The 12,732-nt window shown below is 50.5% G+C and carries 11 protein-coding genes and 1 other annotated feature; of the genes, 2 read left to right on the top strand and 9 right to left on the bottom strand.

What is annotated here, in order from left to right:
- Positions 1–83 precede the first annotated feature (83 nt).
- Positions 84–968: a LysR substrate-binding domain-containing protein gene (locus NYE26_RS10960; protein ID WP_339255740.1), complete on the top strand. Its 885-nt coding sequence runs from the start codon at positions 84–86 to the stop codon at positions 966–968.
- A 21-nt stretch (positions 969–989) separates the two neighbouring features.
- Here the strand turns inward: NYE26_RS10960 and NYE26_RS10955 are convergent, their stop codons facing one another.
- The 7 genes from NYE26_RS10955 to NYE26_RS10925 all read right to left on the bottom strand — a co-directional run bounded on the left by NYE26_RS10955 (position 990) and on the right by NYE26_RS10925 (position 8,746).
- On the bottom strand, positions 990–1,979 hold the full coding sequence (locus NYE26_RS10955) for an aldo/keto reductase family protein (RefSeq protein WP_339255738.1): 990 nt from the start codon (positions 1,977–1,979) through the stop codon (positions 990–992).
- Positions 1,980–2,160: 181 nt separating this feature from the next.
- Positions 2,161–4,590 (bottom strand): RNA polymerase recycling motor HelD, encoded by a 2,430-nt coding sequence (gene helD, locus NYE26_RS10950; protein WP_339255736.1) that lies wholly within the window; start codon positions 4,588–4,590, stop codon positions 2,161–2,163.
- A gap of 281 nt (positions 4,591–4,871) precedes the next feature.
- A complete protein-coding gene (locus tag NYE26_RS10945) occupies positions 4,872–5,465 on the bottom strand; it encodes a flavin reductase family protein (RefSeq protein WP_339255734.1) in 594 nt (197 codons plus the stop codon).
- Between the two features lie 31 nt (positions 5,466–5,496).
- Positions 5,497–6,435, bottom strand: a complete 939-nt coding sequence (locus tag NYE26_RS10940) for a ring-cleaving dioxygenase (protein WP_339255732.1) — start codon at positions 6,433–6,435, stop codon at positions 5,497–5,499.
- 403 nt (positions 6,436–6,838) lie between these two features.
- Positions 6,839–7,330: a GNAT family N-acetyltransferase gene (locus NYE26_RS10935; protein ID WP_339255730.1), complete on the bottom strand. Its 492-nt coding sequence runs from the start codon at positions 7,328–7,330 to the stop codon at positions 6,839–6,841.
- A gap of 18 nt (positions 7,331–7,348) precedes the next feature.
- Complete coding sequence (locus tag NYE26_RS10930; protein WP_339255728.1) at positions 7,349–7,834, bottom strand: GNAT family N-acetyltransferase; 486 nt, start codon at positions 7,832–7,834, stop codon at positions 7,349–7,351.
- Between the two features lie 33 nt (positions 7,835–7,867).
- Positions 7,868–8,746: a MerR family transcriptional regulator gene (locus tag NYE26_RS10925; protein WP_339255726.1), complete on the bottom strand. Its 879-nt coding sequence runs from the start codon at positions 8,744–8,746 to the stop codon at positions 7,868–7,870.
- Between the two features lie 198 nt (positions 8,747–8,944).
- Positions 8,945–9,201: a binding site (T-box leader), on the top strand.
- A gap of 44 nt (positions 9,202–9,245) precedes the next feature.
- Here NYE26_RS10925 and NYE26_RS10920 point away from each other — a divergent pair.
- Positions 9,246–10,247, top strand: coding sequence for a tryptophan--tRNA ligase (locus NYE26_RS10920; protein ID WP_339255724.1), 1,002 nt, complete (start codon positions 9,246–9,248; stop codon positions 10,245–10,247).
- A gap of 108 nt (positions 10,248–10,355) precedes the next feature.
- Here NYE26_RS10920 and NYE26_RS10915 read toward each other — a convergent pair whose 3' ends face one another.
- Together NYE26_RS10915 and NYE26_RS10910 are read right to left on the bottom strand one after the other, a co-directional pair.
- The gene (locus tag NYE26_RS10915; RefSeq protein WP_339255722.1) at positions 10,356–11,954 is read right to left on the bottom strand and encodes a hypothetical protein; all 1,599 of its coding nucleotides are present in this window, start codon (positions 11,952–11,954) and stop codon (positions 10,356–10,358) included.
- The gene (locus NYE26_RS10910; protein ID WP_339255720.1) at positions 11,947–12,660 is read right to left on the bottom strand and encodes an ABC transporter ATP-binding protein; all 714 of its coding nucleotides are present in this window, start codon (positions 12,658–12,660) and stop codon (positions 11,947–11,949) included. Before NYE26_RS10910 ends, NYE26_RS10915 begins: the two co-directional genes overlap by 8 nt.
- Positions 12,661–12,732 lie beyond the last annotated feature (72 nt).

Genomic DNA, 12,732 nt, shown 5'->3' with positions numbered 1-12,732 from the left:
CGTGGAACTTCTTGTGAGCATTCATGTAAAACGGCCTTCACGACTCGTTCAGTCATTATGCACCGGAAAAGAGGACCACAACAATGGATATACGAAAATTAAAATACTTCATTGCGGTTGCGGAAGAGCTTCATTTCCATCGTGCCGCAGAGAAATTACATATGACACAGCCTCCGTTGACCCAGCAGATTCAAGCTCTGGAACATGAGCTTGGCGTGAAGCTATTTGAACGGAACAAGCGTCAGGTCCGCCTCACACCGGCGGGAGCTGTTTTTTATGAGGAAGCCAGCCGGGTTTTATCTCAACTGGAGCGGTCTATTCAAACTGTACAGCTGGCAAGCCAAGGCATCATTGGACATTTGAACATCGCTTTCATAGGTTCAGCAGAGGGCGGAATCATGGTCGATGTGCTCAAAATCTTCCGGCAAAGGTTCCCTCAAATACAGCTGAACCTGCTGGAGATGACTTCTGCCCAGCAATGGCAGGCGTTGCATGACGGTACCATCCATATTGGATTCATGCGCTTCATTGAGCCGGCACAGAATATTAATCATTGCAGCTTGATCAACGAAACTCTGGTTGCCGTATTGCCTGATCAACATCCGCTCGCCAAGCTGCCTGCATTGCCAGTCTCCGCTTTGCGTTCCGAGCCTTTTATCTTCTTTCCCCGTAAGCACGGTCTTCCTTTTCATGATCTGATTATGGGCTTTTGCGCTGAGCATGATGTCTACCCTCAGGTTGTACAGGAAGCCGTACAAATGTATACCATTGTGAACCTTGTGGCAGCGAACCTGGGGGTTTCCATTGTCCCTTCTTCAGTTTCCGTCTTCCAGCGCAGCGGAGTCGTATTCAGACCCTTTGAAGACAATGTCCCGCCTGTCCCCTTCTATGCCGCCTGGAGAACGGATACGAATCAGGCCATCCTCTCTGCATTTATAGAGATTTTACAAGAACATAATTCCAGGTGAAAGGTGAGCGGACAGCGTTATTCACCCGGTTTTTGCAGGATCACGCTCAACTAGCCCCTCTAATATTCTGTCGATCTCACTCAGCAAATCAGATCCAAGACGCACCCCTGAAGCCTTAACATTCTCTTGTACCTGCTCTGGTCTGGATGCCCCAATGATTGCAGCCGACACCTGCGGATTCTGCAGCACCCATGCGATGGCCAATTGCGGCAGTGTCAGCCCCGCTTCGTGTGCAAGTGAGGACAGCCGGGAGACCGCCGTAAGAACCTCTGTGTGCAGCCACTGGCCAGCCAATCGTTCAAAAAACGGAGAACCCGCCGAAGTCGAAGCGCGGGACCCCTGCGGAACCGGTTGATTCGGCAGATATTTTCCCGACAGAATGCCTTGGGCCAGCGGTGACCAGACAACCTGCCCGATCCCTTCACGCTCGGAAGCCTGGATCACCTCCGCTTCGATCACCCGCCATAACATTGAATATTGCGGCTGGCTAGCGACCAGAGGAACCCTCAGCTCCCGAGCCAACACCGCAGCTTGTGTGATCTGTTCCGCCGTCCATTCGCTTATCCCCACATACAGAACCTTCCCTTGACGCACCAGATCAGAGAAGGCCAGGAAGGTCTCCTCCAGCGAAACCTTATTGTCAAATCTATGAGCATAATAGATATCTATATAATCCGTCTGCAGCCTTTTCAACGAGGAGTTACAAGCTTCCATGATATGCTTCCGGGATAATCCCCGGTCATTGGGGCCTGTTCCTGTAGGCTGATAGACCTTGGTACATAGCTCGATGCTCTCCCGCCGCACACCTGTTAAGACTTGTCCCAGCACCGTCTCCGCCTTCGTGTCCGAATACACATCTGCGGTGTCAAATGTAGTAATTCCCTCATTCAATGCAGCATGGACACAAGCTTTGGCTGTGTCATTATCCACTTGAGCCCCATGCGTAATCCAGTTTCCAAAAGCAATCTCACTGACCGATAAGCCGCTGGCACCCAATTTCCGATATTCCATCTTCTTACCTCCTTTTTAATAGCCATTTAAGCGTAACAAATCACTATTAATAGGTGAAATATCATTTAAAGAGTATTTTGATATGAAAAAAGTATCACAGATCCATTCAATGCGTGCTCATAGTTGAACCAGGCTCAACATGCAAAGACCCCTCCATTAAATTGGAGAGGCCTTCTTAGATCTATAGCGTAGCTACTGTCTGCTCATACAACGCCCCATCTACCCCACCGACAAACGGCGTCCACTCCCCTGTAGTATACAACTGCAGCCGGTGCATAGCCCGAGTACATGCCGTATAAAAAAGCTTCCGCTCGCTCTCCCTGTGATACGTCTGCGGGGAGGCGTCGTAGATCAGTACGGCATCGAACTCCACGCCTTTGGCAAGATAAGCGGGGATCACCTGTATTCCTTTTTCAAAAGTGGGCGTATTCTTCGTAATCAGCCTCAGCTCCGGGGCGCCACCTTGGGCAGTCAGGCACTCATAAGCTTCTCTGCTCTCTGCGGCTGTCTTCGTAATCACAGCGATGGAGCTATAGCCTTCAGCCTGAAGCTCCGCGAGATCTTTCACGATGCGCTCCGCCCTCAACTCACGATTGTCCAGCTTAGCCAATACCGGCTTCCGGCCCCTCCGTTCAAAAGCCACAATCGCCTCGCCGCCGGGCAGCAGCCGCTTCGTAAACTCCACAATCTCAAAGGTCGAGCGGTAGCTGCGGACCAGCAGGAACTGGCTAGTCTCTTCTTCTCCATAGAGCTTCAGCAGCGGTGAGCTGCTTCCATACAGATTCGTCGCCTGCGTGAAGATCGCCTGGCCGAAGTCTCCCAGCACCGTCATGCGGGCACGCGGAAACAGCTTTTTGAGGAACTCATACTGGAACATGGAATAATCCTGGCCTTCATCCACAAAAATATGCCGCACCTGCGTATTCGTCCGCACACCTTCGATTAGCTCTTTTAAATACAAATACGGGGTCGCATCTTCATACCAGAGTGTCCCGCTATCCAGCATCTTCCGGGTCTGCCCGCAGATCTCCAGCCACAGCTCCGGCACCTCTGCTTCCCCTGTCATTTCCCGGTAGGCCCGCTCATCAGTGAACAGCTCGCGGTATAACCCGTTCATGTCGATAAAGGTGAATTTCCTGATCCCCCGTCTCAGCGGTTTGAACTGCTCCTTCACGATCATCTGGGCCAGCAGCTCTTCCTCCCGTTCGGCGAAATCAAAGTCACTCTCATCCTGCTCGCGCTTGTGGACCAGCAATTCCTGAAGGCGGAGGTATTTCTCGGCAAAATCAAACACGCCCCGTTCCCTGTGCAGCATCCGGTATACTTCAGCGTATTGGTCATTGTCGAGGTAATTCATCTCTTCCTCTACCCAGGCGGCTCCCTGCTCCAGCTTTTGCAGTCTGGCCAGCTCTTCGAGCAGCCATTTCTGCACCAGCGTAATCCGGTTAGGCAGACGAATCGAAGGATCAAAGCTGTATAGCTTGCTCTTGATTTGCTCCCCCGAGATTAACACGCGGTCCCGGAAGCGAATGTCCTTGAACAGCATCCCCTCCAGCTTCAGCCACTGCGCATAACCCTGAAGTGCCCGGAGGAAGGCTTCCGACGCCTTATATCCGACTCCCTTGAGACGGGCTTCATACCCCTCTTCCTGCTGAGCGGTAAGCACGTACTCCATCTGATCGAACGAATCTTCAATCCGGTAATCCTGACCCAGCCACGTTTCCAGATATTCCTGAAAGGTGACCTGCTGCATATTCTCTTCACCCAGCTCCGGAAGAACGGTAGATACATAGCTGTTGAACATCGGGTTAGGGGAAAATAATACGATCTGATCCGCCGTCAGCCGCTCACGGTGTTTGTACAGCAGGTAGGCTACGCGCTGGAGCGCTGCCGAGGTTTTGCCGCTGCCCGCCGCTCCCTGCACAATAAGCATCCGGCTCGTATCGTTACGGATAATCGCGTTCTGCTCCGCCTGAATCGTGGCTACAATGCTCTTCATTTGTGAATCTGCGCCTTTGCCAAGCACCTGCTGGAGCAGCTCATCTCCGATCGTAACGCTCGAATCGAACAAATGCTGGAGCTGACCGTCACGGATCTGGTACTGTCGCTTCAGTTCCATCGTTCCGCTAATCCGTCCTCCGGGTGTGTCGAAGGCTGCTTTTCCTGGCGGATAGTCGTAGTACAGGCTCGCAATGGGGGTCCGCCAGTCATAGACCACGAAGCTCAGACCATCCTCTTCGATGAAGGAGGACACTCCGATATAGACCTGTTCCACAGCCTCCTGACCCTCCTCGTGAAAATCAATCCGGCCAAAATAAGGCGACGGCAGCAGCCGCTGCATATTCTTCCATTGCCGCAGCTTCCGCGCATGACTGCGTTCCCGTTCAGACAGGACTGCGTCCTGCTGGGTAATGGTGAAGAAGCTCTCTTCGAAATCCTCCTCCGTACTCGTATTGACCGTAACCTCTTCCCAGAATCTCCGGCGGATGTCTGTGGCCTGCTCCTTCAGCTGACCAACCTCCGGTTCCAGGCTTGCGATCCCCGATTTCAGCTTCTCTTTGACCTGCTCCAGCCACTCCTGCTCCTGCTCCCAGCTGCTTACCTTCTCCATCACCTGATCACTCCTCTTTCTTGAAATAGTCCCAAACAGGCGGGTTGACAAACCGGATATCCCTTTGCTATAATTAAGATATAAATAAGATGCGTTACCTCCGATCTGATTTTCAAAAATAGTCAACAGTCTTCTAACATTAGCATATTATTTCTTTGTATGCAATACTTCCTGAATCATAATTAACCCTGGCGCAAGCGCCAGGGTTTTGTTGTTTAGGTGATAACCTGTCCTTGTATTCCCCGCTGAAACGGCTAACCGTCTGCTCACCAGCACAGCCGTTACACCGGTCTCTCGATCTCAAAAATCTCCCCAATCCCCGCATAGTTATTCCCTGCCAACCGGCTTACCGCCCCTAATCGTACCGGATCAATCCTTCCCTGTTCGTAAATCTCTTCATCGATATGAAACTGCACGATCCTGCCGATCACTAGGTCATTATTAGGCAGCTCCAGGCAATGCTCCAACACACATTCCATCCGCACCTTCGCTTCCTGGACGCCAGGGATCTTAATGCGATGGCTATCCACAGGCGTCATACCTGCTAAGGCGATCTCACTCTGGTCAGGCGGCAACGGTGCGGCAGTCATATTCACTTGTCTGACATTCTGCTCATCCACAATATGAACCACAAACTCCTTCATGTGCTTGATGTTGCGTGCAGTATCCTTGGGCTGCCCCCCGGCATGCTGAATAGAGATAGAGATCATAGGCGGGTTGGAGGATACAATATTGAAGTAGCTGAACGGCGCACCGTTCAAGACCCCATTTTCCGACAAGGTAGTTACAAAAGCAATCGGACGCGGAATAATCGTCCCGACCAGAAGCTTATAATTATCCCGTTCGGTGCCTTGCTGCGGATCAATAGTGATCATGCTCGTGCCTCCTTTTTAATGTCAAAGCAGATTAGTCAAGCTCTCTTACAGTAACCGGCAGCAGAACTTGTTCAATCTGTGCTCTGTGCGGCTCGTATTGTTCCGGCAGCATCAGGCTGGTCCCCATCGTCTCCGGCGTTTCATCATGAGCGAAGCCCGGAGGATCGGTAGCGATCTCGAACAGAATCTCCCCATGCTCTCTGAAGTAGATGGCGTTGAAATAATTCCGGTCCTGCACCGGTGTTACCCCATATCCATTATCATGCACATAATCCTGCCATTCAAGCTGATCCTGGTCATCCTTCGCTCTCCAGGCGATATGATGTACGGTGCCGACACCCATTTCACCGCGCGGTACAGCCGTTACCTTCAACTCAACCACATTTCCCAGATCCGCAGCCGAATGGTAACGGGCGACATCACCTTCCTGCCCTGCGAATGTAAGTCCCATCACCTTCTCCAGCAGCTCCGCCGTTTGTTCAGGTTGAGTGGACAGCAGTGTTGCGCCGCCGAAGCCCTTGATCGCCACCTCGGGGGTTACGCCGCTGAAGGTCCATTCATTACGCTCACCCGCCTCCCGTTCCACCAGCTCCAGATGCAGACCGTGCGGATCATCGAATTCCAGGTAGTGCTCTCCGAACCGCTCCATCTCTGTGTAAGCCACCTTGAATGCCGTGAGCCGCTCTCTCCAGAACGCCATCGCCCCGACCGGAATCACATATGAAGTCACACCAACCTGCCCGCCGCCGATCTTACCCTGATACGCATCCGCCCACGGGAAGAAGGTAATAATCGTTCCCGGCTTCCCGCCATCATTGCCGAAGTAGAAGTGATACGTTCCCGGATCGTCGAAATTGACCGTTTGCTTCACCAGCCGCAGTCCCAGTACCCCTGCATAAAAGTCCATATTCTCCTGCGGATGCCCGACAATAGCGGTGATATGATGAATACCCATGGTTTGCTTGTTCATTTGAATGGCCTCCTAAGTTGATTCATTCGAATTATATATTTAATTTAAGATATTTGGTTAAATATTATCTTTAAATTAAGATATTTTATATCCTTACTTTACTTTCTATAGTTACAGTTGTCAAGTACTTGAGTACAATAAATAGCCCCTTCTTAAGAAGAGGCCGCTGAACTAATAGTTTTTGAACACATTTTACTAGATGAACTGTGACAATCCTGCACATATTGCAACATTCTGCTCACTCTATGGCCCGTAATCAAAAAATGTTGCACAAAAGGCAGCTTTCCGCATCCACCAGACAGCTGGACGGAACTATTCCTGCTTTTTATACAACATTTCTCCCGAAACTTAGGTATTAATCAACCAGAGTTGCAATTTATGCAGTATTTCTTAGCTATCAGCATTAACTTTGCTTAACAAGCTTTTTCTCATAAAAACACAAGGTCAGCCTGTCGTTGATCTGTTGGGTCTCACCCGTCCTTCTGTAGCCCAGCTTTTCATACAAGTAGCAGTTTCGCTCCTCCTGCACGACGGTCGCCAGCCCCCACGTTTTCGCATCCGAATAGATCTCTTCAATCCGGGCGAATGCCTGCTGGGCGATGCCTTGGCTTTGGGATTGCGGAACTACACATAATTGACCGAGCCAGTAATGATGCTCATCTGTCTTCTTGACTCTCATGCTGCCTACAGCATTTCCGGCGTTTCGGATGATATAGTAATCAACAAAATCCTGATTCATCCGTTCTACGAGCCTCTCCAACGTTTCATTAGCCGGATTTGTCTCATAATCCTGATATTTCTCCAAGAGCGGCATAAAGGCCTGAAGCTGCATAGCATGAATATCCGCCGCATCCTCCAACGTAGCTTTACTTAATGTAACCTCTGACTGTTTCATTGTATGTACCTCCTGGCTTTATACCCTATACACGTAGTCCCAATGTTCACCCTTAAGTACAGAGCCAGGACCCATGTGCCGTTTCTGCTGCAAAACAAAACCAACGCGCTCATACATCCGCTGCGCGGGGATCAGATCATCATTAGTGGTCACCCGAATCTGCCCGACTTTATTCCGCAGGATTCGGTCGACCGCTTCTTGAAGCTGCATGGTACTGTAGCCTTTGCCTTTGTGGGCAGTCGCAATACAGTTATGGCCGATTTCAGCGTATCTGGGCATCTGCCTCGGGTCCCAGGATACGAAGCCAATAGCCTTACCATGCAGCGTAGTCATGAACCCATATTGATCCGCAAGTTGCAGATTGTCAAAGAAAAAGTGGTCGAACTCCTGCCAATCCTCCAGACAGTTCTGCTCATACCTGCGGTCGAAGGAATAAGCATCCTTCAATAGTTCAAGCAATGTTCCCCGTTCAAACTGGCTGATTTTACTGAACTCAATGTTCATTTACTTCCCTTCTTTTCTTGTGTATAGTTACTTTCACTTCAACACTACAGGTTCCAGTAAACTCAAGTCATACAAATTTCCACCGCCCGCAGGGCTGTCATTGCGGATATGTTCTTCCAGACAGAGTCTGCTGCGGTCAGAGCGGTACTTTGGGCTATGGGCTAATTGATCCATCAGCATCTTCCAGGAACCTCCAATGTCTTCACTGCTGTCCAGCTTGGCATATAGCCCGCCGGGCAGGATCATTTCCTCGAAAGGCTCGGGGACGCTGATTCCTTCGGGAATTGTCGCACACATTCCATAGCCATAGGGTTTACCTGCACTACTTGGCATAGGCTTCATATTCCCGCCGAATAACCTCGCCGTGCCCAAGAGATTTGCGGATTCCAACCAATCCATGATAGGACCCATCGCTTTGTCTTCCGGAGAAACGTCTACCACGATATGAAAGGCTACCCTCATAGTTGGCAGTGTAATCACTTTAAATGTGGACTGTCCGGTTACATTACTCATAAAGACATTCTCCATTTCGCTAAGCAGTTCCTCCTGAATGAAGGTTCTCTTATTGGAAGTATTCAGGTAATCGAGTACCTGATGTAATTGCTGTCCCATCTGTTCTAGTTCTTCCTGGTGCACCTGTAGAGCAAGTATCCTGTTCTGTATAACCTGCTTAAGCACAGGCACAGAACTTTTATCCAAGACAGCCTGTATTTCTCTGATCGGGATATCCATTCTCCGCAGCAGCGCTGTGATCCTGATACACTTAAGCGCATGTTCATCGTAGGTACGCCAGCCGGAAGATACCTCTCTCTTACTCTGAAACAATCCTTCTGCTTCCCAGTGCCGCAAGGTGCGGCTCGTCAGCCCGAGTTGCTCCGACAATTGCTGTATGCTAACAACCGTCCTGTTCATTTCTCCCTCCTTCCTGTGATCACATCCCTATCCTATCACTTGACGCAGCGGCAACTTCAAGGAGGAATTTGGATTACTGCCGTATGCTCCTCCAGCTTTGCTCGTATGGTCTGCATGGACTCACTCCTAACCCTACGCGAACTAAAGTTTGACATTCTCCAGAAAGTACTGTATAAATACACTAATTCAATATTATATAACTTTGCAATGACGAAGAGAGTACGCATAACGAATACTTCAGAGAGCTGATGGTAGGTGCGAATCAGTGTAGGGAATATGCCGAAGTGGGCTTCTGAGCATCCAAACCGAACCTTCAGGAAGTAGGCTTTGGCGAAAGTCTCGTCGTTACAAGAGACGCGTATTCAAACCTATAGTGAGGTTTCGATACGTTCAAGCGGTCCGGATCACCGTTCGGACTAACTAAGGTGGCACCACGGGGTTTTCTCGTCCTTTTCAGGATGAGAAGACCCCTTTTTGATTTTATAGACGGAGGGATAATATGAGTAATGACATTGTATTAACAGGAATTAAACCTACGGGCAAAGTCCATCTGGGGAACTACATCGGAGCAATCAAGCCTGCACTGCAAATCGCCGGGGCCAGTGATTGCACTTCACTCTACTTCATTGCCGACTACCATGGGTTAAATTTTATACAGAATAGAGACGAGTTCAGTGATCTGTCTTACAGTATCGCAGCCACTTGGCTGGCACTCGGACTCGACCCGGACCGGGTGATTTTCTATAGACAATCTGATGTGCCGGAGGTCTTCGAGCTGAGCTGGATTCTAGCCTGCCTGACGTCCAAAGGACTGATGAACCGTGCGCATGCCTACAAAGCGATCCAAGATCAAAATGAACAACTGGGCGTGGATGCGGATACTGGTGTTAATATGGGCCTGTTCACCTATCCGATTCTGATGGCTGCGGACATTCTGCTGTTCCAATCAGACAAGGTCCCTGTCGGTAAAGACCAGATTCAGCATGTGGAGATCGCCAGAGATATCGCCGAAAGCTTCAACCGGGTTTATGGAGATACGTTCAAGTTGCCTGACTATATTGTCGATGAGAGCACAGCGGTGATTCCTGGTCTTGACGGGAGGAAAATGAGCAAAAGCTATAACAATACGATTCCGCTTTTCGAAACGGCAGAGAACCTGAAGAAGCTGATCAGCAAAATCAAAACTGACTCTACACTTCCGCAGGAACCGAAAGACCCGGAGACCTCTAATATTTTCTTGTTGTATAAAGAATTTGCGACGCCCACTCAAGTGCAGGAGTTAAGAGACAAATATCTAAGTGGCATTAGCTGGGGTGAGGCCAAGCATGAGCTATTCCAGGTAGTTAATGCTGCTCTGGAGGAGCCACGGAAGAAATACTATGATCTCATGGCAGAGCCAGAGCAGATCGACACAATCTTGAGTGAAGGCGCCCGGAAGGCAAGAGCCCTGGCGGGACCGTTGCTCAAGAAGGTTAAATCGAGGATAGGACGTTATGCGTAGACCGGTTTTAAGACAGTGGTGATCATTTGTTTGTCTTTGAATACACAAAGAAACCACTCTTGGAACAGGTCAGGTCTCTTTCCGTTCCAAGCGTGGTTTCTTCAGCAGCTACAGCTTCTGAAATAACCGTTCCCCGTTGATCTGTATATATCTGTACATGCCGGCGCAGACCGCTGCCATTAGAATGCAGTATCCCAGCAGGATGAGATTTCCGCCCACCCCAGGAAGAAGCATGAACAGTACGGCGGGAACAGCCAGCGTGAGAACGCCGATAACCATCGTTACCAGCACCGACGCACTCTGCTTGATGGCCGCAACTTCACTGGTCCAGTCCAGCTTGGGCAGCTTCAGGTTCACCATAACGCCCAGCAGCGCAGAATAGCAGGCATAGATTACCGGAACGGCCAGCATCAATATACTCTCCGTCAACCCGGCACGCAGGGTATAGACCAGCAGCCCCCAGCTTACGGCTGTAACCGGTAACGTAATAGTGAGATTCACCGCCACCTTGCTGAATACAATTGCCGGTTTGGGCACGGGGGAGCTGGTCAAGATCCACAGATGATTGCCTTCCAGCGAAATAGAGCAGGCTGTCGTACAGCTCAGAACAACGAATAGAGAGATCACCAGCGGACTCAGCGTACTTAGGGAGTCCGACAGCTGCGGGATGTCAAGTATAGTTCCCAGCTGCTCTGAGCTGACGAATAATAAGGAAATGGACATCATCAGGAGCAGCACCATCCCGATCCCTGTGTTCAGCACATAATTGACCGAGCTGAAATAACGCCGCAGCTCCTTTAGATACAAGGCCTTGAATGCTGAATTCGCCTGCAGCGGCTTCATCGTGTATCCGCGGCTTGCTCGGCTGGTCATAAGCCCTGTATGAATCGCCTTATACCGGGTCGCCAGCAGGATTGAGAACAGCATAAAGACCAGCACAGACACAGCGATGAAGAAGAGCAAGGCGCTTACCCGATACGAGCAGACCGCATCAACGTACAGGGAAGCCGGAGGATACACCTTGAAGATCATATCACCCAAGGCGGCTCCAACATCTGCAATCGCCTGCTGCCCTTGATTGAGCGTGAACGAGCCCAGCATCAGCACAATGATGAAGGCGAACGTGAGGATCATATTCAGGATTTTGCTCGACCGGAACCGGGAAGAGACCCAGCTAATGAGGGTGCCCACAAGCGTAGCCGCTATAATCGGCAGCAGAGTAATGAAGAAGAGCGTCAATAGGAAAAACAGATAGAACAACACGCCCGGCTTCACATATATCGCATACACCGCCCCCGCCGGAAGCATGACCAGCAGCGTGAAGAACAGGTTCATCACATAGAGCTGAAGCACCCGGCTCGCCACCACATGGCTGGTCTTCACCGGGAGAGACATGATCATATCGTAGTCCTTATAACTGAATAATACCCCGCTTGCCTTATAGACCGTAGTGAAGAAGCCGACCAACGAAGTGGCCGCCATCATCACTGCCAGCAATAAGTCCATCCGCCCAAGCTGCTCGAACGACTGCGCCATCATGAAGCTGTAGCCGAATGACACGGCTCCGATCATGAGTATCCCGGCTATCATCGCGATGCTGAGCAGCAGCGCCTTCCGTCTCTGTGCAGAGTCTTTCGTATGCAGCGCTTTATTGAGGCCGAAGGAGGATAACAGCTGCAGCTTCGTTAATCTCCAGACATTAATCATGATCGATCAGCTCCATGAATACATCCTCCAGGCTGTTCTCGCCTCTGACCTCTTCGGTCTTACCATGGGCAATCAGCCGTCCGCCTTTGATGATCGCAATCTTATTGCAGAGCTTCTCAGCGGTATCCAGCACATGCGTGGAGAAGAAAATCGCACTGCCTCTGCTGCACACATCTGCCATGATCGTCTTCAGCGTATGCGCCGCTTTCGGATCAAGCCCCACAAAAGGCTCATCCAGCACTAACAGCTTCGGCTCATGGAGCAGGGCAGAGATAATGGCCAGCTTCTGCTTCATGCCGTGGGAATACGAGGAGATCAGATCGCCCAGACTCGCTGTAAGCTGGAAAGCATCGCCGTACTGCCCAATCAGCCGCTCCCGGTTGGCCCCCGATACACTGAAGAGATCGCCGATGAAATTCAGGTACTGAATCCCCGTCAGGTGATCGTACAAGTCCGGGTTATCCGGGATGTAGGCAAGCTTCGCCTTGCAGGCTAACGGATCTTTTTTAATTGAGATGCCGTCAATTTCAATCTCCCCTTGTTCAAAATCAAGCACGCCCACCACAGCGCGGATAGTCGTGGTCTTGCCAGCGCCGTTATGGCCGATGAAGCCATAGATGTCGCCCCGTTCAACTACCAGACTGAGATCATCTACTGCTTTTTTGCCGCCCTTATAGCTCTTCGTAAAATGTCTAATCGTCAGCATTTCCTCTCACCTCTTCCTTGGTGTTAGCAAATAACTATAATACGAACAGCCCGGGCTAATGGTTCATTTCAA

The sequence above is a fragment of the Paenibacillus sp. FSL P2-0136 genome (assembly GCF_037975325.1).
GTDB classification, from domain to species: Bacteria; Bacillota; Bacilli; order Paenibacillales; family Paenibacillaceae; genus Paenibacillus_AQ; species Paenibacillus_AQ silagei.
Note: the sequence above shows the minus strand (reverse complement) of the source record. Positions and strands in the feature narration are given on the sequence as shown.